Annotated in this window: 21 protein-coding genes; 9 read left to right on the plus strand and 12 right to left on the minus strand. The window is 72.6% G+C overall.

Features of this window, described 5'->3' with window-relative positions; all coding sequences use genetic code 11:
* Window positions 1–18: 18 nt before the first annotated feature.
* On the minus strand, window positions 19–1,134 hold the full coding sequence (locus VSH64_RS17130; RefSeq protein ID WP_326836607.1) for an acyl-CoA dehydrogenase family protein: 1,116 nt from the start codon (window positions 1,132–1,134) through the stop codon (window positions 19–21).
* Between the two features lie 22 nt (window positions 1,135–1,156).
* The gene (locus VSH64_RS17135) at window positions 1,157–1,639 is read right to left on the minus strand and encodes an Lrp/AsnC family transcriptional regulator (RefSeq protein WP_326836608.1); all 483 of its coding nucleotides are present in this window, start codon (window positions 1,637–1,639) and stop codon (window positions 1,157–1,159) included.
* A 142-nt stretch (window positions 1,640–1,781) separates the two neighbouring features.
* Between VSH64_RS17135 and VSH64_RS17140 the strand changes: the two genes are divergently transcribed.
* Window positions 1,782–4,100 carry a transketolase-like TK C-terminal-containing protein gene (locus tag VSH64_RS17140; protein ID WP_326836609.1) on the plus strand — a complete coding sequence of 773 codons (2,319 nt, stop codon included), beginning with the start codon at window positions 1,782–1,784 and terminating at the stop codon, window positions 4,098–4,100.
* A 48-nt stretch (window positions 4,101–4,148) separates the two neighbouring features.
* Here the strand turns inward: VSH64_RS17140 and VSH64_RS17145 are convergent, their stop codons facing one another.
* The 3 genes from VSH64_RS17145 to VSH64_RS17155 form a co-directional block, all read right to left on the minus strand.
* A complete protein-coding gene (locus VSH64_RS17145) occupies window positions 4,149–5,237 on the minus strand; it encodes a Zn-dependent alcohol dehydrogenase (protein WP_326836610.1) in 1,089 nt (362 codons plus the stop codon).
* A 59-nt stretch (window positions 5,238–5,296) separates the two neighbouring features.
* Window positions 5,297–6,715, minus strand: a complete 1,419-nt coding sequence (locus VSH64_RS17150) for an aldehyde dehydrogenase family protein (RefSeq protein ID WP_326836611.1) — start codon at window positions 6,713–6,715, stop codon at window positions 5,297–5,299.
* 130 nt (window positions 6,716–6,845) lie between these two features.
* Window positions 6,846–7,526, minus strand: a complete 681-nt coding sequence (locus VSH64_RS17155) for a GntR family transcriptional regulator (RefSeq protein ID WP_326836612.1) — start codon at window positions 7,524–7,526, stop codon at window positions 6,846–6,848.
* 109 nt (window positions 7,527–7,635) lie between these two features.
* On the opposite strand from VSH64_RS17155, the gene VSH64_RS17160 reads away from it, so the two are divergent.
* The 3 genes from VSH64_RS17160 to VSH64_RS17170 all read left to right on the plus strand — a co-directional run bounded on the left by VSH64_RS17160 (window position 7,636) and on the right by VSH64_RS17170 (window position 10,131).
* Complete coding sequence (locus tag VSH64_RS17160; protein WP_326836613.1) at window positions 7,636–8,691, plus strand: alpha/beta fold hydrolase; 1,056 nt, start codon at window positions 7,636–7,638, stop codon at window positions 8,689–8,691.
* Complete coding sequence (locus VSH64_RS17165) at window positions 8,682–8,945, plus strand: hypothetical protein (protein ID WP_326836614.1); 264 nt, start codon at window positions 8,682–8,684, stop codon at window positions 8,943–8,945. The genes VSH64_RS17160 and VSH64_RS17165 overlap by 10 nt, the downstream gene beginning before the upstream one ends.
* 238 nt (window positions 8,946–9,183) lie before the next feature.
* Window positions 9,184–10,131 carry a trypsin-like serine peptidase gene (locus VSH64_RS17170; RefSeq protein WP_326836615.1) on the plus strand — a complete coding sequence of 316 codons (948 nt, stop codon included), beginning with the start codon at window positions 9,184–9,186 and terminating at the stop codon, window positions 10,129–10,131.
* 43 nt (window positions 10,132–10,174) lie between these two features.
* Here VSH64_RS17170 and VSH64_RS17175 read toward each other — a convergent pair whose 3' ends face one another.
* The 3 genes from VSH64_RS17175 to VSH64_RS17185 all read right to left on the minus strand — a co-directional run bounded on the left by VSH64_RS17175 (window position 10,175) and on the right by VSH64_RS17185 (window position 13,436).
* On the minus strand, window positions 10,175–11,026 hold the full coding sequence (locus VSH64_RS17175) for a hypothetical protein (RefSeq protein ID WP_326836616.1): 852 nt from the start codon (window positions 11,024–11,026) through the stop codon (window positions 10,175–10,177).
* A 72-nt stretch (window positions 11,027–11,098) separates the two neighbouring features.
* Window positions 11,099–12,610: a CehA/McbA family metallohydrolase gene (locus VSH64_RS17180; RefSeq protein WP_326836617.1), complete on the minus strand. Its 1,512-nt coding sequence runs from the start codon at window positions 12,608–12,610 to the stop codon at window positions 11,099–11,101.
* A 103-nt stretch (window positions 12,611–12,713) separates the two neighbouring features.
* The gene (locus tag VSH64_RS17185) at window positions 12,714–13,436 is read right to left on the minus strand and encodes an SRPBCC family protein (RefSeq protein WP_326836618.1); all 723 of its coding nucleotides are present in this window, start codon (window positions 13,434–13,436) and stop codon (window positions 12,714–12,716) included.
* Window positions 13,437–13,582: 146 nt separating this feature from the next.
* Between VSH64_RS17185 and VSH64_RS17190 the strand changes: the two genes are divergently transcribed.
* The 3 genes from VSH64_RS17190 (at window position 13,583) to VSH64_RS17200 (ending at window position 15,722) form a co-directional block, all read left to right on the plus strand.
* Entirely contained in the window at window positions 13,583–14,431 is an 849-nt protein-coding gene (locus VSH64_RS17190; protein ID WP_326836619.1) for an LLM class flavin-dependent oxidoreductase, read from the plus strand.
* Window positions 14,432–14,468: 37 nt separating this feature from the next.
* On the plus strand, window positions 14,469–14,885 hold the full coding sequence (locus VSH64_RS17195) for a nucleoside deaminase (protein ID WP_326836620.1): 417 nt from the start codon (window positions 14,469–14,471) through the stop codon (window positions 14,883–14,885).
* 315 nt (window positions 14,886–15,200) lie between these two features.
* On the plus strand, window positions 15,201–15,722 hold the full coding sequence (locus tag VSH64_RS17200) for a 2'-5' RNA ligase family protein (protein ID WP_326836621.1): 522 nt from the start codon (window positions 15,201–15,203) through the stop codon (window positions 15,720–15,722).
* On the opposite strand, the gene VSH64_RS17205 is transcribed toward VSH64_RS17200, so the two are convergent.
* From VSH64_RS17205 to VSH64_RS17215, 3 genes are read right to left on the minus strand one after another with little or no spacing between them, the layout of a single operon-like run.
* Window positions 15,664–16,737: an MAB_1171c family putative transporter gene (locus VSH64_RS17205; protein ID WP_326836622.1), complete on the minus strand. Its 1,074-nt coding sequence runs from the start codon at window positions 16,735–16,737 to the stop codon at window positions 15,664–15,666. The two genes, VSH64_RS17200 and VSH64_RS17205, sit on opposite strands and share 59 nt — an antisense overlap.
* Window positions 16,738–16,744: 7 nt before the next feature.
* The gene (locus VSH64_RS17210) at window positions 16,745–17,329 is read right to left on the minus strand and encodes a hypothetical protein (RefSeq protein ID WP_326836623.1); all 585 of its coding nucleotides are present in this window, start codon (window positions 17,327–17,329) and stop codon (window positions 16,745–16,747) included.
* A 2-nt stretch (window positions 17,330–17,331) separates the two neighbouring features.
* Window positions 17,332–17,832, minus strand: a complete 501-nt coding sequence (locus tag VSH64_RS17215; protein WP_326836624.1) for a helix-turn-helix transcriptional regulator — start codon at window positions 17,830–17,832, stop codon at window positions 17,332–17,334.
* A 327-nt stretch (window positions 17,833–18,159) separates the two neighbouring features.
* Between VSH64_RS17215 and VSH64_RS17220 the strand changes: the two genes are divergently transcribed.
* The gene (locus VSH64_RS17220; protein ID WP_326836625.1) at window positions 18,160–19,104 is read left to right on the plus strand and encodes an NAD-dependent epimerase/dehydratase family protein; all 945 of its coding nucleotides are present in this window, start codon (window positions 18,160–18,162) and stop codon (window positions 19,102–19,104) included.
* Window positions 19,101–21,275 carry a glycosyltransferase family 2 protein gene (locus tag VSH64_RS17225; protein ID WP_326836626.1) on the plus strand — a complete coding sequence of 725 codons (2,175 nt, stop codon included), beginning with the start codon at window positions 19,101–19,103 and terminating at the stop codon, window positions 21,273–21,275. The genes VSH64_RS17220 and VSH64_RS17225 overlap by 4 nt, the downstream gene beginning before the upstream one ends.
* Here the strand turns inward: VSH64_RS17225 and VSH64_RS17230 are convergent.
* The gene (locus VSH64_RS17230; protein ID WP_326836627.1) at window positions 21,205–21,711 is read right to left on the minus strand and encodes a GtrA family protein; all 507 of its coding nucleotides are present in this window, start codon (window positions 21,709–21,711) and stop codon (window positions 21,205–21,207) included. The two genes, VSH64_RS17225 and VSH64_RS17230, sit on opposite strands and share 71 nt — an antisense overlap.
* Window positions 21,712–21,799: the final 88 nt, after the last annotated feature.

The following is a 21,799-nucleotide window of genomic DNA, read 5'->3' on the forward strand; positions in this document are numbered from 1 at the left end:
CCTTCGCGCAGCACGGGTTCAGAGCATCGCGGTGATGTTCGGCCGCACCCCGAGCAAGGCCTTGCCGTAGATCTCGTAGTTCACCGCGGGCTGTGCCATCGCGTGGGTCAGGGCGAAGTTCGCGTCGCGCCAGATGCGCTGCAACGGATGCGTGTCGGCGAACCCGCCCGTGCCGTGCGCGGCCACGAGGATCCCGATCGCGTCGACCACGCTCTGCACCGCCAGCCCGACATCGCCGTGCACCCGCGCCCGCGCCCGGTCGGACATCGGATCACCACTCGCGACCGCCGTGTCGACGTCGTCCGCGGCGCGCGCGGTGTGCAGGTGCCCGGTGTCGATTTTCAACGCCGCTTCGGCGAACCGCAGCTGGAACACCGCCGAATCGGCCTGGCGCGCGTAGCCGGTTCCGGTCACCCCTTTGCGCGTCGCGGCCTCGCCCACGAGCCGCAGCGCGGCCCGGCCGAGGCCGAGCTGCGGCGCCGCGAGCACCACGGTGAGGTACGGCGCGAAAACAGGAACACGTTGCAGAACTTCAGCGGTCCGGACGATCCGGTGGTCGGGCACGACCAAGCCGTCCGCCACCACGGTGTCACTGCCCGTGCCCCGCATGCCCGCGACCGCCCACGTCCGCTCCACGGCGTAGTCACTCTCCGGAACCAGGGCCATCGCGGGCTCGCCGGCGGCGCCGACGGGGATCCCGAGCAGCGCCCAGCCCGCGTGCGCGATCCCCGACGCGTAGGGCCAGCGCCCGCCCACGCGGTAGCCGCCGGGCACCCGTTCGGCCTCGGCCGTCGGCGCGAGCGCGCCCGCGATCTTCGCGTGCGGATCCGCCCCGAACACCTCCTCCTGCGCCCGCGGCGGAAAAAGGCCCACCACCCACGCGCACGCGTTCACGAGCGTGAGCACCCACGAGGTCGCGCCGTCGGCCGCGCCGACCTCGGCGCCGACGTCCACCAGCGTCCGCAGGGTCGTTTCGTGGCCGCCGAACCGCCGCGGCGTGCCGAGGCGGAAGAGGCCGGCGTCGTCGAGCGCGCGCACGGCCTTGTCCGTGAGACGCCGGTCGGCTTCGCCTCGCGCGGCCTCGGCGGTGAGCAGCGGCCGCAGCTCGCGGCCCCGCGCGACAAGATCGTTCACGCCTCCAGTGTGCCCGCGCGGCTCACTTCCCGGCCACGGCTCGCTCCAGCAGCGGCGTGATCCGGTAGGGCACCATCTCGCGCATCACGAGCGCGTTGTGCGTGCGCTCCACGCCCGGGATCTCGAGCATCTGCCCGGCGATGCGGTAGAGGTCGTCGGCCTCGCGTGCCACCACGTGCACCAGCAGGTCGGACTGTCCGGTGAGGCCGCGCACCTGCAGCACCTCCGGCACCGCGGCCAGCGCGCGGCCGACCTCGTCGAGCAGCCGCTGCGTGACCTGCACGGTCACGAACGCCGTGAGCGGGTAGCCCAGCGCCGCCGGGTCGATGCGGTGCTCGACCGAGCGCAGCGACTCGCCCTGTTCCAGCCGCGCGAGGCGGCTCTGCACGGTGTTGCGCGAGAGCCCGAGCTCGTCGGCCAGCGCCACGGCCGTGGCGCGCGGGTTGCGGTTGAGCGCGAGCAGGATGCGGGCGTCGGTCCCGTCGAGCCGCTGGCCACTGGGCATGGTGCGCAGTCCTCTCGGCGCCCGAGGCGCGATTCTGGGCGTTCTGCTCACTGAACAGACCATCGGTTGTGCAGCATACCCAGCTCTGTTGGACTGGAGACCGCGTTACGCCCAAGAAGATCGCAGAGAGGTCGTTGTCGTCGTGAGCAGCCCCGCCGCCGAGCGCACCCCGCAAACCACCGCGGACACGGAAGTCCTGCGCGAGGTGCAGGACCGCGTGCTCTGGCTTTCGACCGCGATCATCGACCACGCCAACCGCGTGCGGCCCAACCCGACCGGCCTGAAGGTGGGCGGCCACCAGGCGTCGAGCGCGTCGATGGTCTCGATCATGACCGCGCTGTGGTTCGCGCGGCTGCGCGCCGAAGACCGCGTGTCCGTGAAGCCGCACGCCTCCCCCGTGCTGCACGCGATCAACTACCTGCTCGACGGCCTCGACGAGAAGTACCTCACGTCGCTGCGCGAGTTCGGCGGCCTGCAGAGCTACCCGTCGCGCTCGAAGGACCCCGACCAGGTCGACTACTCCACCGGTTCGGTCGGCATCGGCGCCACCGCGCCGATCTGGGGCGCGCTGGCGCGCCGCTACGTCGAGTCGACCACCGGCGGCGCGGGCACCGGCCGCCAGTACTCGCTCGTGGGCGACGCGGAGCTCGACGAGGGTGCGGTCTGGGAGTCCATTCTCGACCCGAACGTGCAAGAGCTCGGCGAGGTCGTGTGGATCGTCGACCTCAACCGCCAGTCGCTCGACCGCGTGGTGCCCAACATCGGCGCCACGCGCCTGCAGGGCATGTTCGACGCGGCGGGCTGGCAGGTCCTCACCGTGAAGTACGGCCGCCTGCTGCAGGAGCTCTTCGAACGCCCCGGCGGCGACGCCCTGCGCCGGCGTATCGACGACATGCCCAACCCCGAGTACCAGCGGCTGCTGCGCTGCACCCCGGCTCAGCTGCGCGAGCGGCTCGCCTCGCCCGAGCTGGCGCCGCTGCTGGACACGCTCGACGACACCACGCTGCACGCGGCCATCCGCAACCTCGGCGGCCACGACCTGCCCGCGCTGCTCGACTCGTTCGACGCCATCGACGACCGCCGGCCCACGGTGATCTTCGCCTACACCGTGAAGGGCTTCGGTCTCGCGAGCGAAGGCCACCCGCAGAACCACTCGTCGCTGCTCACGGCCGAGCAGCTCGGGCAGCTGGCCGAGCGCGTCGGCACCTCGCTCGACCACCCGTGGGGCAAGTTCGCCGAGGGCTCGGCCGCGGCCCGGCTGTGCGCCGAGACGGCCACCCGCCTGCGCCGCGAACCCGTTGTTGCGCACGAGGTTCCGGCCATTCCCACCGATATCGGCCGCACGCCTTCGGGCCGCACCACCACGCAGGCGGCGCTCGGCCGTGCGCTGCTCGACCTCACGCGCGAAGCGCCCGAAGCCGCGAAGCTGGTCGTGACGCTGTGCCCCGACGTGTCGTCGAGCACCAACCTCGGCGGCTGGGTCAACAAGGTCGGCGTGTGGTCACCGCAGGAGCGCGTGGACTGGTTCGCCGACGACCCCGAGACGATCCTGCACTGGCGCGAGCGGCCCACCGGCCAGCACCTGGAGCTGGGCATCGCCGAGGTGAACCTGGTGAGCGCGCTGGGCGAGCTGGGCACCACGTGGTCGCGCTGGGGCCGGCCGCTGCTGCCGATCGGCGTGCTCTACGACCCCTTCGTGGAGCGCGCGCTCGAACCGTGGTCCTTCGGCATCTACGGCGGCGGGCAGTCGATCCTCGTCGGCACGCCGTCCGGCGTCACGCTGGCGCCGGAAGGCGGCGCGCACCAGTCGGTGACCACGCCGTCGGTGGGGCTCGAGCAACCGGGCTGCATCACGTACGAGCCGGCGTTCGCGATCGACGTCGAGTGGACGCTGCTCGCGTCGCTCTCGCGGCTCGGCCGGCCCGACGGCACCTCGGCGTACCTGCGCCTCTCGACGCGGCCCGTGGAGCAGAACCTCGCCGCGGTGCCCGCCGACCCGGCCGCGCGCGAACGCCGGCGCCGCCAGGTCGTGGCCGGCGCCTACCCGATCCGCACGGCCGCGGTCGCGCGCCCGGACGTGACGATCGTGGCGATGGGCGCGATGGTCACCGAGGCGCTGGACGCCGCCGACCGGCTCGACGCGCTGGGCAAGCACGCCGACGTGGTGTGCGTGACGAGCGCGGGCCTGCTCTTCCGCGCGCTGCAGGCGCGCTCGGGCCAGGACACCGCCGACACGTGGGTGCTCGACTCCGCGCTGCCGGCCGAACGCTCGGCGCCGATGGTGACCGTGCTCGACGGCCACCCGCACACGCTCGCCTTCCTGGCCGGCGTGCACCGGGTGCGGGCCGCGCACCTCGGGGTGACGCGGTTCGGGCAGTCCGGTGACCTGGAGAGCGTGTACCGCCACCACGGCATCGACACCGACAGCATCATCCGCGCGGCGCTCGACGTCGCGGACTGAGCCGAACCCGCGGCGGCCCTCCCCGGACCGCCGCGGGCTCGCTCCGCCTCAGACCTCGGCCGCGATCCGGATCACCGAGCGGGCGCCCTGGCCCGCGCGCATGCGGTCGAACGCCTCGGGCACCTCCTCGAGCGAAATCCGGTGCGTCACCAGGCTTTCCAGGTTCAGCTCACCGGAGCGCACCTCCTCGGCGAGCACCGGGATGTCGCGGTCCGGGTCGGAAGCGCCGTAGACGGTGCTGGTGAGCGTGCGCGCGAAGTGGAAGATCTCCAACGGGTTGAAAACCACTTCCTGGTCGCGCCGCCCGACGCCGACCACCGTGCAGTGCCCACCGCGGCGTACCGAACTCCACGCCGTGCGGATCGTGGCGGCCGCGCCCACACACTCGAAGGCGTGGTCGGCGCCGCGGCCCTCGGTGAGACCCCGCACCTGCTTCGCGAGCTTTTCCTCGCTCAGCAGGAAATGCGTGGCGCCGGCGGCGCGCGCCAGCTCCTCCTTCTCCGGCGACACGTCCACGGCGATGATCGGCGACGCCCCCGCGAGCTTCGCGCCGAGCACCGCGCACAACCCGATGCCGCCGAGCCCGATCACGAGCACCGATTGTCCACTTCGGACCTTCGCGGTGTTGCGCACCGCGCCGACCCCGGTGAGCACCGCGCAGCCCATGAGCGCCGCCAGGTCGAGCGGCACGCCGTCGGGCAGCGGCACCACGGATTTGCCGGGCAGCACCGTTTCCTCGGCGAAGCCGCCGACGCCGAGCACGACGTTGAGCGCCTCGCCGTCCACCTCGCCGCGCGGCAAGGTGGTGATGCCTTCGATCGTGGAGCACAGCCACGGCTCGCCGGCCTGGCAGAACCAGCACTCGCGGCAGGCGGCGGCCCAGTTGAGCACCACCCGGTCGCCGGGCTTCACGTGCGTGACCTCGGCACCGGCCTCGGCGACGATTCCGGACGCTTCGTGCCCGGGCACGAAGGGGTACTGCGGTTTCAGCGTGCCGTCGACCATCGAAAGGTCGGAGTGGCAGACGCCGGCTGCGGCGATCCGCACCCGCACGTCGCCCGGCCCGACCGGCGGCAGCACGATGTCGCGGACCTCGGGCACGGCGCCCGGTTCGCGCACGACCACGGCTTTGACCACGGTGTCTTCTCCTCTGTCGTGCTGGAGTTCTCGGCTTCTCGGTTTCTTGGCTGCCCGGCTCAGAGCTGGATGGACTTGATCTCGGTGAACTCGTCGAGCGCGGGCCGGCCCATTTCACGCCCGACACCCGAGGCCTTGTAGCCACCGAAGGGTGCGAGCGGGTTGTAGGCGCCGCCGTTCACGTCGATCTGGCCGGTGCGCACGCGGCGCGCGAACGCCAGCGCGCGGTCCTGGTCGCCCGACCACACCGCGCCGTGCAGGCCGTACTTCGAGTTGTTGGCGATGCGCAGCGCGTCTTCCTCGTCGTCGAACGGGATGATCGACAGCACGGGGCCGAAGATCTCCTCCTGCGCGATCGTCGAGTCCGGATCCACGTCCGCGAACACGGTGGGCCGCACGAAGTAGCCGGTGTCGAGCCCCTCGGGAGCTTCGGCGCCGCCGGTGACCAGCGTCGCGCCTTCGGCCACGCCCTTGGTGATGAACTCGCGCACGCGTTCGCGCTGCGCGGCCGACACCAGCGGGCCGAGCTTCGTCTTCGCGTCCAGCGGGTCGCCCGCGGTGAAGCCTTCGGCGAACTTCTTCGCCAGCGCCGCGGCTTCTTCGTGCTTCTCGCGCGGCACGAGCATGCGCGTCCACGCGGTGCACGTCTGGCCGGCGTTGAGGAAAGCGTTGGAGACGCCCACCTTCACGGCCGTGGCGAGGTCGGCGTCGTCGAGGATCACGTTGGCGGACTTGCCGCCCAGCTCCAGCGTCACGCGCTTCACGGTGCGCGCGGCGACCTCGGCCACGCGCGTGCCGGCGCGCACGGACCCGGTGAACGACACGACGTCGACCTCCGGGTGCGTCGCCAGCGCCTCGCCGACGACCGGGCCGAACCCGGTGACCAGGTTGACCACACCGGCCGGGAAACCGGCTTCGTGGATCGCGTCGAACAGCTGGTAGGCGCTCAGCGGCGCGACCTCGCTGGGCTTCACGACCACGGTGCAGCCGGCGGCCAGCGCGGGCGCGACCTTGGCGGTGATCTGGTGCAGCGGGTAGTTCCACGGCGTGATGGCCGCGACGACCCCCGCCGCCTCGCGCACGATCAGCGAATTGCCGACCTTCTCCTCCGGCGCGTCCTCACCGAGCAGGTCTACATAGGTCTGCACGTCCGTCTGCGGCAGCGCGGCCTGGATGCGCGTCGCGATGCGCAGCGGGGTGCCGACGTCGCGGGCGATCGTCTCGCCGATCTCCTCGGCGCGCTTGGCCAGCCCCTCCTGCAGCTTGCGCAGCAGCTCCTGGCGCTCCGCCCGCGTGGTGGCCGACCACGCCGGGAAGGCCTCGCGCGCCGCGCGGACCGCGCGGTCGACGTCTTCGGCCGAGCCCTCCGGAATCCGCGCTTGCACCTGTTCGGTGGCCGGGTTCTCCACTTCGATCGTGGCGGTACCGGCCGCCGCGACCCACTCGCCACCGATGTACAGCACGTTGCGCTCTTGCACCGAGTCTCCTTCGACCGGGAACCGCCGTCGAGCGGATTCTATAGAAAACTGTCCCGCTCTGCCCAGTGCGTGCTGGGTCACTTCCGGGCGTTGCGGACGCCGAGGAGCGGCGCGGGCTCACGGCCGGTCGTCACTCCGCCGCGAGCACACCCTGCGCCGCGAGGAAATCCACGAGCAGCTCGCCGGCGAGGTGGATGTGCGCGCTCATCGTGGCGCGCGCGGCCGCACTGGCGCCCGCGGTCAGGGCGGCGAGGATCGGTTCGTGGCCGTCGCGCGCGGCCAGCGGCCAGCCGGGGATGTCGGCGTAGGCGGTGAAGGGCACGTACCGCAGGGTCAGCGACAGCATCCACGTGAGTTTCGGTGCCGCGGCGGCGTGGTTCACGCGGCGGTGCAGCTCGAAGTCGGCGCGTTCGGTGGTGTCGAGGTCGCCGGCGGCGACGGCGCGTTCGAGCTCGTCCTGCAGCGCGGCCAGGCCGGTGAGGTCCGCGGCGGTGAGCCGGCCGGCCGCGCGGGCGGCGAGCTCGCCCGAGAGGTAGGCCTGGGTGTCGTAGAGGTCGGTCACGTCCTGGCGCGTCACCGGCACCACGCTGAACCCGCGGCCGGGCCGGAAGTCCACCATGCCCTCGCCGGTGAGCGACATCAGCGCCTCGCGCACCGGGGTCGCGCTCACGCCCAGCTGATCGGCGAGGTGCTCGGTGCGCAGGCGTTCGCCACCGCGCACGGCACCGCTCATGATCAGGTCGCGGACCTGCTTCGCCACCCGCGGGCTCAGCCGCTCCCCCGGCTGCCGCGTCTGTCCGGCTTCTGCCACGAAACGACCACCCTGCGGGGCTCCGGCGACAATTCCCGTCATCGTAGCGCCGCACGATCCGCCGTGCGGCACTACCGCGCGGGCGCCACCCGGCCTAGCGTTTCGCCGCATGGAAACCCTCGACGCCGGCGGGCAGCGGATCGCCTACCGCACCAGCTCCGGCTCCGGCCCGGCCGTGGTGTTCGTGCACGGCAACTCCTCGTCTTCGGCCGCGTGGGCGCGGGTGCTCGACAGTCCGTTCGGCCGCCGGTTCCGCATCCTCGCCCTCGACCTGCCGGGCCACGGCTCGTCGGCGCCGGCGGCGTCGCCGGAGGTCTACTCGATCCCCGGCTACGCCCGCGTGGTCGCGGATTTCGCCGAAGCGGCGGACGCGGGCGACGCGGTACTCGTCGGCTGGAGCCTCGGCGGGCACATCGCCCTGTCGGCCTCGACCCGGCTGCCGGGCGTGCGCGGGATCGTGGTGCACGGCACGCCACCGGTCGCGTCGGCGGCCGACCTCGCCACGGCGTTCCTGCCGAACCCGGCCGTGGCCACGGGGTTCACCGGCCCGGTGTCCCGCGAGGACGCCGTGGCCTACGCCCGCGCGCAGCTCGCCCCCGGCTCACCGCTGCCCGTCGACGAAGCCGTGGCCCACATCCTCGCCACCGACCCCGAAGCGCGCGCCGCGCTCGGCCGCAGCCTGCAGTCCACCGCCAACGCCGACGAACGCTCGATCGTCGCCGGTTCCCGCGTGCCCGTCGCGATCCTGCACGGCGCCGAGGAAACAGCTGGTGAACCTGGAGTACCTGCGCACCGTCACCTCGCCCCGGCTGTGGCGCGGCGAAGTCGTCGTCCTGCCCGGCGCGGGCCACACGCCGCAGGACGAGACCCCGTCCGCGTACACGGCCGTGCTGACGGACTTCCTCGACGATCTTGCGTGACCTGGGTCACTCACAGAACCTGCTCCGGAGGCGTCGGCGTCTTGCTCCGTGAGTCCCACGCCCTCGTGGGGCCGTTCGGCGGGTGTCCTCAGTGGACACCCGAGGAGGGAGAAGCACTGTGGGGAGCAGGAAAACGCTACTGGTGGCGGCCGGCGCATTCGCGGCCGCGGCGACGGTCGGCGTCACCACCGCCTCGGCCACCGGCGAGCAACCACCGGAGGGTGCCCGCGCGACCGTGCACGTGAGCCCCAACCCGGCCACCGCGCGCGGCCAGCAGATCTCGATCACCGGCGACTGCGGCGGCGGCACCGGCCTGAAGACCGTCCTCGGCGGCCTGCCGGACCACCCGGCCCTGGTCGACATCCACATCCTCGACCCCGACCCGGCCCACTACCGCGCCACGGCCCGCGTGTCCGACCAGATCGGCTCCGGCGTCGGGCCCGTGCTGGTCGACTGCGGCGGCGAGGCCGGCGTGACGCTGCTGGTGACGCGCTTCTGAGGTCGCCCGGGGGATCCCGTTCCGGTGGGATCCCCCGGACGTCCGCACCGGTCCGGTGTTTGCGGTCCTGTGTTTGCGGTCCCACGCTCACCGGTCCGGAGATTCCGGTTCCCACTCCGCCACTCGCGGACTGCCGTCGCTCGGGCGCAATGCACCTTCGGTCCGCCACTGTGAGGTTCCTGTGCATCCGGGCGCCGAGCGTGCTTTACGCGCCGGGGCGTGGTGACCTGGACCGGTGGTGATCAACGTTTCCCGAACGGCGCTGGCGGTGTCGGCGGCCGTGGTGCTCGTCCTGACCGGCGGCGCGGCCTCGGTCGCGGACTCCGAGGGCGTGCTCGGCAGCGATTCCGTGGCGAGCGCCGCCGTGGTGCCGAACGCTTCACCCTCCGCGGACACGGCTTCCGGCGCGGCTTCGAGCAAGGCTCCGGGCGTAGCGACAGCCCCAGGTTCGGGCGCGGCCGCAGGCAGTAGGCCCGCTGCTGGTTCGGGCGCCGCCCCAGGTAGTGGGCCGGCTGTGGGTTCGGGCGCAGCCGCAGGTGCTGGGCCGGCTTCCGGCGCGGCTGCGAGCACCGCCTCCCCGGCCATCGGCGCCCTGTTCTCCGGCGGTCACCACTTCTGCTCGGCCAGCGTCGTCCACAGCCCGGCCGGCGATCTCGTCCTCACCGCCGCCCACTGTCTCGGCGGCGGCACCTCCGGCCTCACCTTCGAACCCGGCTACCACGACGGCATCGCGCCCTTCGGCTCCTGGACCGTGACCTCCGCGGCCGTCCCCCCGGGCTGGACCGCCGACGCCGACCAGGACCTCGACTTCGCCTTCCTCACCGTGACCCGGCCCGGCACCGCCGCCTCACTGGAAAGCCTCACCGGCGCCAACCAGCTCGGCCTCGACCGCGGCTTCACGAACGTCGTCACCATGACCGGCTACCCGGACACCACCGACGCCCCGGTGGTCTGCACCGGCACCACCACCCGGTCCGACACCTACCAGCAGCGCCTCGCCTGCCCCGGCTTCCCCGACGGCACCAGCGGCGGCCCCTGGCTCACCACCCCCGACCCCACCACCGGCCTCGGCACCGTCGTCGGCGTGATCGGCGGCTACGAACAAGGCGGCGACACCCCGGACGTCTCCTACAGCGCCTACTTCGACGACGACATCCGGCAGCTCTACGACTCGGTCACCGGCTGAGCGCGAGCAAGGACCAGCGCCTTCGAGAGTCCTCAGTGGACACTCAAGAGCTCGACGGCACCGCCGTCACCTGGTGCAGCGTCAAATTCTGCCCCACCGACGCATCCGCCGTCCACGCTCCCGATTCCGCCGTCCACGCCTGCCCCGCGAAGGTCACGCGGTCCACGCCCACCGTGGCGGCCCGGGCGACCAGCCAGGTGCTGATGGCCCAGCCCTGCGCGGCCGGGTGGGCGCCGCTGAGGCGGGCGGTGCCGAGTTCGGCGGTGGCGGTGGCGACGAGGTTCGAGCGGGCCGGGCCGACGGTGATGTTGCGGCAGGTCAGGGCGGCGGGCAGCTGGCCGGTCAGGGCGTTCGCCGCGGCGCGGGCCACGGGTTCCCACTGGGCATACGCGTCAGGGGCGCCGGAGCGTTGCACGGCTTGCGCGGCTTCGGTGATCGGCAGGGATTCCCAGCCGGGCAGTTTCGCGAGCTTCTCGTAGAAGGCCGTGGCGGCGTACACGGGGTCCTGCAGCTGCGCGGGCGTGCCCCAGCCCTGGCTCGGGCGTTGCTGGAACAGGCCGACGGAGTCGCGGTCACCGCCGCTGAGGTTGCGCAGCTTGGATTCCTGCAGCGCCGTGGCCAACGCGACCGTGACAGCGTGCGGCGGCAGCCCTTCCTTCGACGCGACGGCGGCGATGGTGGCCGCGTTGCTCATCTGGTCGGGCTGCAGCGTGTACTGCGTGGCCTCGTCCTGGCCGGCCGTCTTCGGTGTGACGACCGTGCAGCCGGGTGTCGCGACGTCGCTGCCGCGCGAAACCACGATCACCACGACGACCACGGCCACCAGGACCACGACCACCGCGGCGATCGCCGCCTTGACCCCGCACCCGCGCAACCCGTCCTCCCCCACCCTCACCGAACCCGTTCGGACAATTCTGCCCGGACGAGGCGTAGGGCCCGCGTGTGGGTGAAGGAGGACAGGCCGGGATCAGGAACCCAGGAAGATCGGGTTGGACATCGCGACCATCGCGTTCGGCGTGGTGGTGTTCGGGCCGCCCGACGAACGCCGCACCTCCACGCGCACCCACCGGCTGTAGCGCGGGTAGGTGGTCCACGTCACGGTGGCCTCGCCCCCGGCCGGCACGGTCTCGACGTGCTCCGGGCCGAGCTGGTCGAGGAACGTCACGGTGGTGCCCGGCGCCCCGGTCACCGTCGCGCTCACCGTGACCGGCGTGCCGGTGCCGGCGGCGAGCCGTCCGCCGATGCCCGCGCTGCGCCCGCCGCCGGTCACGCCGAACTCCAGGTTCACGTCCTTCGACTCGGCCAGCCACGACCGGCCAGCCTTCAGGCCGGCCAGCAGGTCGGCGCGCCGCAGGCTGTCGGCCTGCACCACGGTGTGCGGCAGCGCCACGACCTGGTCGGGGTTGTGCGCGTCGGAGTCGCCGATCGCCGGGATGAAGCGGCCGCCGCGCAGGAGGCCGTCCCAGTGCGTGACGCTGGCTTCGTCGTCGGCCGTCCACGGGCCGTTCCACACCTCGACGAGGTCGGCGATCTCGTAGGCGAACTCGTACGTGCAGCCGAAGCAGTTCGCGAACGGGTGGGCCGCGGTGACGAGGCCGCCGGCGCGGTGCACCTGGTCGGTGAAGTGCCGGAAGTCCGAGGCGTCGGACGCGCGGTAGCGCCAGTCGATCCACGTGCCGGCGGGCAGGCCGATCGCGGGCCAGTGGCCCGAGCGCGTGGTCACCTCTTCGCCGTTGAGGATCAGCAGGTCGTCGGTGGCGTAGTCGCCCCAGACGAGCTGCGAGCTCTTGGTGTTGTGGTCGGTGGACACGATGAAGTCGAGCCCGGCCGCGCGCGCGTCGGCCACGAGCTGCTCCGGCGTGCGCCTGCCGTCGGAGTGCACGGTGTGCAGGTGGCAGTCGCCGCGGTACCACGACTTGCCGCGCTGGCGGGCCGGCGCGGTCTCCGGCGCCGGGTTCGGCTTGAACGGCTTGGCGTCCGGACCGAAGGTGAGCGTGATGTCCACGCGGTAGTTCAGCCCCTGCGGCGCGACCGTGTACGGGCCGAGGATCACGTGCCAGCGGCCCTGCTTGATCGGGCCGGCGACGTACCCGGGCGTGGCTTCCGACGCGCTGATCGAGAAGCGGTCGCGGAACCCGCCGGACCAGCCGCGGAACCCGCGGCTGTTGCCGAGATCGTGGCCCTCGGGGCCGAACATGCCGATGTCACAGGCGTTTCCGCGCACGCCGGCGGGCACGGCCGGGCGGTCGTAGGAGTAGACCACGTCGATCTGCTTGACCCCGCGGGGCACGTCGACGGGCAGGTAGTACCAGTCCGGCACGTCGGGCTTGAACGTGCCCGTGACGGTCTTGGTCTGCTGCGTGGTGCCGGGCGCCGGAGCGGCGAACGCGACGCCGGGCAGCATGCCCATCGCCGCCCCCGCCGCCACGACACCGCTCACGCGCAACAGGTTACGCCGGCTGAGATCCCCAGTGGACATGCGTTCCTCCGCATAGGTCGAAGACGGCCCGACGCTAGGCGAGGGCGATCACCGTCATCAACGACGCGCGGGTGAACACTCGGCGACCCCGGCCCCGGCTGGGCTATTCGCCGGAGCCGGCCGGGAAAACCCGCTCCAGCCAGGAGATCCACGCCACATCGGTGTCGCCGGCACTCCCGTCGAACACGTGCGCCGCGACCGCGACCGGCCAGCCCCACGCGTCGCGGCCGTACACGCGGTAGAGCGCGCCGGCCGTGCGGATGCCGAGGAAGCGGTCCGTGCGGTAGTCCACCACGCCGTCGATCGGCACCGGCCCGGCGGCCACGACCCGGTCGCCGACCGCCGCGTCGCCCACGCCGAGCGCGTCGCACACCACCGCGAACCCGCCTTCGGCCGAGGAAGCCGGCGCGCCGGCCGACACGTACCGGGCGTCGCGGCCCGCGAAGTGGCGCACGTACTCGGTGAGCGAGTGGTAGTAGAACTTCGTGTGGTGCAGGCAGGAATCGAGCTGCACGTCGTGGTCCGCGCCGAGCACGGAACGGTGCCGGTAGCGCAGCAGCGTGCCGGGGCCGCGCGGCTCGAGGTCGTAGTCGAGCTGGTTGAACCACCCGTCGGACTGCTCGGCCCGGGTCACGAACCGCCGCGCCGGGTCCCACTCCACGACAGTGCCGCCGCCCGGCGTCAGCCCCCGCTCGGCCCCGCCGGCGCGCGGCTCGTACGCGATCTCCCAGAGCCAGCCGCCGGTGCGCGCCGTGAACGCGTCCCACACCTGCTCCGGCGTCCCCGCCAGCACGCCTTCCCAGCGGACGTCGATCTCCGTGCCCATGTCGTCTCCCTCGTTCGGCCGGGACGCGCGGTGCGTCCTCACCGACGCGTCGGACGGCCTCGCCGCGCTTCGACAAATCGCGCGCGAAGTTCCCCGGGCGGTTTGTCCCTTTCACCAATCACCGCGCGACGGCTAGCGTGGGCGGCGTGCGACTCGGCGTGAACATCCCCAACTTCGGCCCGGGCACCGACCCGGGGGTGCTGCGCGCGTGGGCGCAGACCTGCGAAGGACTCGGCTACGACCTGCTCATGGTGTCCGACCACGTCGCGATCACGCCGGACGTCGCGGCGCAGTACCCGGCGCCGTTCTACGAACCGTTCACCACGCTGGCGTGGCTCGCGGGCGCGACCACGAAGGCACGGCTCGGCACGACCGTGCTGATCCTTCCCTACCGGCACCCGCTGCTCACCGCGCGGATGGCGGCGAACGTCGCCGACCTCAGCGGCGGCCGGTTCGTGCTGGGCGTGGGCGTCGGCTGGGCGCGGGAGGAGTTCGCGGCGCTCGGCGTGCCGTTCGAGCGCCGCGGCGCGCTGACCGACGAGTACCTGGCGACGATCCGCGAGGCGTGGGCCGACGAGGGCGACTACCGCGCGGGCCGGCTGCCGGTGTGGATCGGCGGTGGCAGCGACGCGGCCCTGCGCCGTGCGGTGCGCTTCGGCGACGCGTGGCACCCGCTGCGGTTCCGGCTGCCGTGGTTACGCGAAATGGTCGGCCGGCTCCGCGACTTCGCCGAAGCCGCGGGCAAGCCGATGCCGGCCCTGGCGCCGAGGATCATCCTGGAGCTCACCGACGAACCAGTCGGCGAACCGGCCGGCGAGCGGTACGCGGGCGTGGGCACGCTGGAGCAGATCGTGGGCGATCTGGAAGACCTTCGCAGTCTCGGCGCCGACCACGTGGTGCTCGACCCGTTCTCCGGCGATCCTGAGCAGACCCGGCGGCCCTCGGCGGCCTGGCGGGCGCTCGCGGCCGTCGCCGACGCCTGGAACCGGAAGTGAACCACCGCAACCGACCGTCCCGTGAAAGGGGATCACGATGACCGAGGCCCTGCTCCGCCGCGCGATCGAGCTCGCCGCCACCGCGCGGGCCAGCGGAAACCCGCCGTTCGGCTCCCTGCTCGCCTCGGCCGAGGGGCACGTGCTCGTGGAGGAGTGGAACACGTCGGTCACCGACGGGGACATCACCGCGCACCCCGAGCTGAAGCTCGCGCGCTGGGCAGGGCGCGAGCTCGCCCCCGAGACGGCCGCGCTCACCACGATGTACACGAGCTGCCAGCCGTGCGGGATGTGCACGGGCGCGATCGAGCGATCAGGGCTCGGCCGGGTGGTCTTCGCGCTGTCGACCGAGCAGCTGGCCACGCTCAAACCGAACCCGACCGGGACGAGTTTCGAACTGCAGGGGCCCGCGTTGTTCGACGAAGCCAGGTTGCCCGTCGAAGGCTATTACCACTGAATTGTTATTGCGCGGCAATCCGGCGAAGATCAGCCGCGAGTGGTGATCAATTCTCTTTCTTCGGCTCCCCGGCCGACTTCCCGACGCACGGGAACGCAGGCCAGGAGCAGGGAAACCGCCACGACGCCCAGGAGCACGTGGCCGGCGAGGGCACACAATCCGCACAATGCGGTCCATAGGACGATCTTCATTCACCGAGTGTAGGACCGTGCCCACAATGCGGCGGAAAACTTGGGGAAGACTTAGGGTTCCCATTCGGGGAACCGAGGTGAGCCTCAATTCACCGATACGGCGCCGGTGCGGGAAGATCTTCTCGTGCCCGCTCCCGGAACCAGTGCCCTCGTCGTCGAGCTCCCCGCCGCCGCCGGGCTGCTCGACGCCGCCGCCGCGATCGACCCCGCGCTCGTGCGGGCCGGCCTGCCGCCGCACGTCACGGCGCTCTACCCGTTCCTGCCCGCCGCCGAGCTCACCGACGAGGTCGACGCCGCCGTGACCGCGCTGGCCGCCGCCCACGAGGTGGTGGACGTGCCGCTGGCCGACCTGGTGGTCGCGCCCGGGTTCGTGGCCGCGGCGGCCCCGGCGCTGCAGGCCCTCGCCGACGCCGCGGGCGACCGCTGGCCCGGCGTGCAGCCGTACGGCGGGCGCTTCGGCCCGCACCCGCCGGCCCACCTCACGATCGCGATGGGCGGCACCGACGAGCAGAACACCGAGGTGGCCCGGCGCGTCGAGGGCCTGCTGCCGCTCACGGCGCGCGCCGAGGCGCTGCACCTGGTCGTGCTCACCGAACGGGGCTGGCAGCTCCGCCTGACCGCTGCGCTCGCAACGCCCGCGCGATAGCCCGCAGCCGCGCGACGTCGGCGGCGAAGGCGGTGCCGCCTTCGCCGGCGCCCGCGCCGGAACCCGCCGAGCCGCCTTCATCCAGGAGCGCGGCCGCCGCCGCGGGATCGGCGTCGGGCGGGATCCCGGCCAGCAGCAGCCCGTCGTTGATCTCGCTCAGCACCGTGAGCAGCCGCTCGCGCCCGGTCGTGCCCGCGCGACCGAGCCGCACGATGTCGGGGAACCGCTGGGTGAGGTGCTCCCGCAACGGCCGCAGCTCGGCCCGCGCCCGCGCGTCGCGCACCGCGCGCCCGGCCGCCGGCAGCGCGGGCACGGTCAGGCCCACCACGATCAGCAGCACCGAGATCGCCGGGAAACCGACGGCCAGCGCGCAGTCGACCGTGGCGAACGCGCCGCGGCACACCACCGCGACGGGGTGCTCGGCCGTCACGTCGGCGACCAGGTCCACGATCTTGCCCGCCAGGTAGGCCAGCGCGAAGGCGCACGCCACCAGCATCAGCGCGAGGCCGATCCGCAGCGCTCCGGCGCCCGCGCGCACCGCACCCGCCGACACGATCGCGATGTCGACCACCGCGAAGCCCAGGTAGAGCGTGTACACCACGATGTAGGCGACCAGCGTCGGGTTCGTGCGGTACAGCTCGTCGAACAGCCCGATGCCCACCGGCAGGCCGCGCGTGGCGAAGAACGACACCACGAGCACGACCAGCGCGACCGCCAGCGCCGTGAGCCGGGTGCGCCGCCGCCGGTGCGCCACGCCGCCGATCTCGGCCACCGTCACCTCGATGCCGTACGCGGCCACCATCGTCGCGAGGTTCGACAGCAGGCGGCCGAGGCTCGGGTAGATCCGGCTCTCGATGGCCTGCGCACTGTCGGCCAGCAGCACCAGCGCCAGGCCGAGCGCGATCAGGCTCGTGGCCAGCCCGGCACCGGCGCCGGTGCGCCGGGCCCGCACGGCCCGCCAGATCCCCACGGCGACGGCGAAGAGCCCGACCCCGAAGAAGAGCGCGTCGATCATCCGGCCGCTACCCGAGCAGCGACGCGAGCCGCCGCGCGCGATCGGCCGAACGCCCGGACGCGCCCGGCCGCACCGGGTCGGCCTCCGCCGTCGCCGCGCTCATCAGCAGCACGGCGATGAGCTCGGCCTCGTACTCGTCGACATCGGTCGTCACGCGCGTGAGCAGGTGCGACAGCATGTGGGCACTGAGGTCGGGCGCGAGCGCCGCGGCCTCGGCGTCGGACATCACGCACGCCCCGCGGTGCTCGCACAGCAGGTGCGCGAGCTCGTGGGCGATGATGTGGTCCTGGTGCAGCGGCGAAGTGCCCGCGACGTAGGCGATGAGGTCGTAGTCCGCGCGCCGCTGCCAGGCGCCCGACGGCCGGCCCGGTTCGTAGGCCACGGCCACCAGGTCGATGTCGCGGCCGCGCCGGCGCTCGAGCCGGTCGACCCACGCGTTCATCGACCACGGACGCGGCGGCGGGACGTCGCTCAGCAGGTCGCGCACACGGAGGTGGGCGCGCGCTCGCAGGCTCGGGTCGATGACCTCTCCCGGTGCGCTCGGCGGCTGGACCAGCCGGGTGCACCGCGGCGCCCCGGCGGTGATCAGCATAGCTATTCGGGTTTGCGCCCGCGGCGGGAGCGTTCGCGCCCGGCGTCGTAGCTGTTCAGCTGGTCGACCAGGGCGGACACGGTGTCGCGGTCGCGTTCCGAGAGCCGCATCGCGCGCTGCGCGAGGTCGCGGGCGCCGGTGTCGCGCCAGGCCACGACGTCGGCGATCTGGCCGTCGACGCGCTCGGCCACGTCGTCGTCGAAGAAGTAGGTCACGGGCACGCCGAAGAAGCGCGCCAGGGCCTGGATGTGGGAGCGCTTCGGGTCGCGCCGGGCACCGACGGCGAGCTGCTGCACGTGGGTGGCCGACATGCTCACGCCGGTGAGGTCGGCGACCCCCTGCGCGATCTCGCGGTAGGAGTACGGCTTGCGGTCCGGCGGGTGCACCGTGGCGATCAGGTGCGCCAGCCGTTCGGCGAAGCTCGTCTCCGCGTCCGCCCCCGGCTCCGGCCCGTCCACCGTGTCCCCGCCCACCGCGTCCCCGTTGTCCGGCGTCCCGGTCATCAGTCCCCCAACCGTCCTCCGCTCGTGACGACGAGAAGCATAGCCGTCACGAAAACTTGACACCACCCGTCCCGTCAACGCTACACTCCGACGCAAGGGGTGTCGCGAAAACGAGACGGGCGCCCGCGTGTGCTCACTGGGGGTGGGCACACGCGGGCGCCGGGCGGCAATGGTCCGGGCCTTGTCCCGCCGGCGGACGTCGTCGCGGATCCCCCGCGGATCCCACGGCCGGATCTACCGGACATCCGGGACCGATCACCCGGCCCGCGCCGCCGCGGCCCTCGTCCGCTGTCCTGGCTCACAGGTCACGGAGGTAGGTTGTGCGCCATGGTGCTGGAGAACGGTCCTGAAAGGACACCCGTCGTCGTCACCGGTGGCAGCGGCTTCATCGGCCGCGCGGCCGTCCGCGAGCTGCGCGAGCGCGGCTACCCCGTCACCGTCGTGGACCGGGTCCCGTACGTGACCGAAGACGAAGGCGTGCGGGTGGTCACCGGCGATCTGCGCGACGCCGAAACCCGCGAGGCCGCCGTGGCCGAGGGCACGGGCGCGATCGTGCACCTCGCGGCGCTCACCTCCGTGCTGAAGTCGGTGGAGCTGCCCGACGACACCTACCACGAGAACGTGGCCGTGACCCACGGCCTGCTCGAGCTCGCCCGGCAGCGCGGCGTGCGGAACTTCGTGCTGGCCTCGACCAACGCGGTGATCGGCGACGTCGGCACGTCGACCATCACCGTGGACCTGCCCACGCGGCCGCTCACGCCCTACGGCGCCACGAAAGCCGCGTGCGAGATGCTGCTGTCCGGGTACTCCGGCGCCTTCGGCATGACCACGTGCGCCTTGCGGTTCACCAACGTCTACGGCCCCGGCATGTCGCACAAGGACAGCTTCGTGCCGCGCATGATGCGCGCCGCGATGTCCGGCGAGGGCGTGCGCGTGTACGGCACCGGCGAGCAGCGCCGCGACCTCGTGCACGTGGACGACGTCGTGCGCGCCATCGCGCTCGCGCTCGAAAGCGGTTACAGCGGTCGGGCGATCGTCGGCGCGGGCCACTCGGTGTCGGTGCTGGAGATGGTGCAGACCGTGCGCGACGTGACGGGTGCGGAGCTGCCCGTGGAACACGTGGCCGCGCCGAAGGGCGAGATGCCCGCCGTCGTGGTCGACGTGTCGGGCAGCGCCGAGACGATCGGCTTCACCCCGGCGATCTCGCTCGCCGACGGCCTCGCCACCGCCTGGAAGTACTTCTCGGAACTGGACCTGAAAGCGACCCCGTGAGCCTGTTCCTCCGCCGCCACGCCTTCCTGCTCCTCCTGCTCGTCGCGGGCACCGTCCTGCGCGTGCTCACCTGGGTGGCCTACCGGCCGGCGCTGCTGTACATCGACTCGTACCGGTACCTGGACAACCTGCACGCACTGCGCGCCGACCAGCTCAACCCCATCGGCTACGACCTGGTCCTGCGGCCGCTGCTCGCCGTCGGCGGGCTGTCGTGGGTCGCGGCGGTGCAGCACGTGGGCGGGCTGGCGATCGCGGTGGGGATCTACGCGCTGGCCCGCCGGCTCGGCGCGCGCCGCTGGGTCTCGGCGCTGGCGACGGCGCCGCTGCTGCTCGACGCCTACCAGCTGCAGATCGAGCAGAACATCATGTCCGAGGTGCTGTTCGAGGCGTTGCTGCTGGGGCTGTTGTGGCTCCTGCTGGCGAAAGGCGCGCCGAACTGGCGGCGGATCGCGCTCGCGGGACTCGTGGTCGGCTTCGCCGTGCTGGTGCGGCTGATCGGGGTCGCGCTCGCGGTGCCGTTCCTGCTGTACGTGCTCAGCGCGGGCAGCGCGTGGCGGACCTGGCGCGGCTGGCGCAACGCCGGCATCGGCGTGCTCGCGATGCTCGTGGTGATCGTGCCCTACGCGGCGGAAGTCAAGGCGCAGACCGGGAAATGGGGCCTGACCGGACCTTCGGGCAGCATGCTCTACGGGCGCACCGCGGCGGTCGCCGACTGCGCGAACCTGCACCTGGCCCCCGAGGTGCAGGTGTTCTGCCCCACCGAGGACGTGGCCACGCGCCTGGTGGACAACTACACCCACGCCGACCTCGACCCGGCTTGGCCGGGCCCGCTGCCGCCGGGCGCCGACCGCACCGTGCTGGCGCACCAGTTCGCGGTCGACGTGCTCAAGGCGCAGTGGTGGGACGTCACGAAGGCGATCCTGAGCGACTTCTCCAAGAGCTTCCGGTTCACCCGCGCCACCGCGATCAACGACGTGCCGATCGACCGCTGGCAGTTCCAGCAGACGTACCCGGAGTGGAACGAACCACCCGACATCGCGATGATCACGCAGCAGTACGACGGCGAGAACCCGAGCGTGAACGAGCCGATCGCCACGTTCCTGCGCGACTACCAGCTCAACGGCGGGTTCGTGCCCGGTGCGGTGCTGGGGTTCTTCGCGCTGCTGGGCCTGCTCACCTTGCTGCGCCGCAAGAAACCGCGGGACCTGGCGCGCAGCGGCGCGCTCCTCGCCGCCGGTTCGGGACTGTTCCTGCTGTTCGCCTCCGCGGTGTTCGAGTTCTCCTGGCGCTACCAGCTGCCGGCGCTCGTGCTGCTCCCGGTCGCGGGCGCGCTGGGCTTCACCACGCTCACGGCCGCGAGCCGGCGCCGCCTCGCCGCGTACCCGGACGCCGTGGACGTGGGCGCGGTCGAGGACTTCGACGACCGGCACCCGGGCGCGAAGCTCTCGGAGCTCACCGTGGTGATCGCGGCATATAACGAGGCCGGCGGAATCGGCCAGGTGCTCGAGAAGATGCCGGACGAATGCCTCGGCCTTCCGGTGGACGTGCTCGTGGTCGTCGACGGCGGCAGCGACAACACCGCCGCGATCGCCGAGGAGCACGGCGCCTACGTGTGCGTCGCGCCCACTAACCGGGGCCAGGGCGCGGCTTTGCGCCTCGGTTACCACCTCGCGGCCGAACGCGGCGCGCGCTACGTGGTGACCACCGACGGCGACGGCCAGTACGACAACAGCGAAATGGCCGAACTGGTCGCACCGCTGCTCGACGACACCGCCGACTTCGTCACGGGCTCGCGGCGGCTGGGCCACGAAGAGGCCGACAGCCGCATGCGCTGGCTCGGCGTGCGCGTGTTCGCGTGGCTGGCTTCGGTGCTCACGTGGCGCAAGATCACGGACACGTCGTTCGGATTCCGGTCCATGCGGGCGGAACTCGCCTGCGCGGTCCCGCTCAACGAGCCGCAGTACCAGTCTTCGGAACTGCTGCTGGGAGTCACCGCGCGCGGCGCCCGGGTGCTCGAGCGGCCGATGAGCATGCGGCTACGCAAGGCCGGCAAGAGCAAGAAGGGCGGCAGCGTCGTGTACGGCGCGAACTACGCGCGGGTCATGACGGGGACGTGGTGGCGGGGGTACGTGCTGCGCCGCGGGCGAACACGAAGCGATCGAGCATCGTGAACTTCACCACGAAGACCAGAGCGTAACTGAGCACGTACGCACCGTCGATGAAAACGACCCACCACACGTGCGGCAGGTTCAGCGGCGCGAGCAGGTGGCCGGTGAGCGTGGTGAGCCCCACGGAGGCGAGCCCGCCGAGCGAGATGACGACGACGTAGGGCAGCAGCTCGCGCCCGACCTCCGGGCGGCCGCGCCGGCCCCAGACCCAGCGGCGGGTGAGGAAGAAGTTCAGCACTGCCCCCGCGGCGAACGCGAACGCGCTGGCCAGCCACGGAGCACCGCCGAGCGCGAGCACCGAGAGCAACGCCGCCTGGCTGAGCAAGGTCGCGGCCACGGAACTGGTGGCCGCGCGGAAGAACCTGCCGAGGAGGCGACGCCGGGGCCGGGGTGAGTCCTCCGTTGTGCGAGGCTCCACCGGGTTGGTTACCGTCGTCATGTCCCCCAGTCTCCCCTCGGGCCGATCGGCGTGCCGTCCGGCCCCCCGACGCACAGTAGATTCACAGCTGGCTGCCAGGTGATCATCA

It is taken from the genome of Amycolatopsis rhabdoformis (assembly GCF_035918295.1).
Classification (GTDB): domain Bacteria; phylum Actinomycetota; class Actinomycetes; order Mycobacteriales; family Pseudonocardiaceae; genus Amycolatopsis; species Amycolatopsis rhabdoformis.

Bases quoted from the DNA above. Each gene is read 5' to 3' on its own strand.
- VSH64_RS17205 (WP_326836622.1), bottom strand. From the start codon at position 16,737: ATGATCGACGCGCTCTTCTTCGGGGTCGGGCTCTTCGCCGTCGCCGTG.
- VSH64_RS17230 (WP_326836627.1), bottom strand. From the start codon at position 21,711: ATGACGACGGTAACCAACCCGGTGGAGCCTCGCACAACGGAGGACTCA.
- VSH64_RS17210 (WP_326836623.1), bottom strand. From the start codon at position 17,329: ATGCTGATCACCGCCGGGGCGCCGCGGTGCACCCGGCTGGTCCAGCCG.
- VSH64_RS17185 (WP_326836618.1), bottom strand. From the start codon at position 13,436: ATGGGCACGGAGATCGACGTCCGCTGGGAAGGCGTGCTGGCGGGGACG.
- VSH64_RS17135 (WP_326836608.1), bottom strand. From the start codon at position 1,639: ATGCCCAGTGGCCAGCGGCTCGACGGGACCGACGCCCGCATCCTGCTC.
- VSH64_RS17195 (WP_326836620.1), top strand. From the start codon at position 14,469: ATGACCGAGGCCCTGCTCCGCCGCGCGATCGAGCTCGCCGCCACCGCG.
- VSH64_RS17215 (WP_326836624.1), bottom strand. From the start codon at position 17,832: ATGACCGGGACGCCGGACAACGGGGACGCGGTGGGCGGGGACACGGTG.
- VSH64_RS17160 (WP_326836613.1), top strand. From the start codon at position 7,636: ATGGAAACCCTCGACGCCGGCGGGCAGCGGATCGCCTACCGCACCAGC.
- VSH64_RS17180 (WP_326836617.1), bottom strand. From the start codon at position 12,610: ATGTCCACTGGGGATCTCAGCCGGCGTAACCTGTTGCGCGTGAGCGGT.
- VSH64_RS17220 (WP_326836625.1), top strand. From the start codon at position 18,160: ATGGTGCTGGAGAACGGTCCTGAAAGGACACCCGTCGTCGTCACCGGT.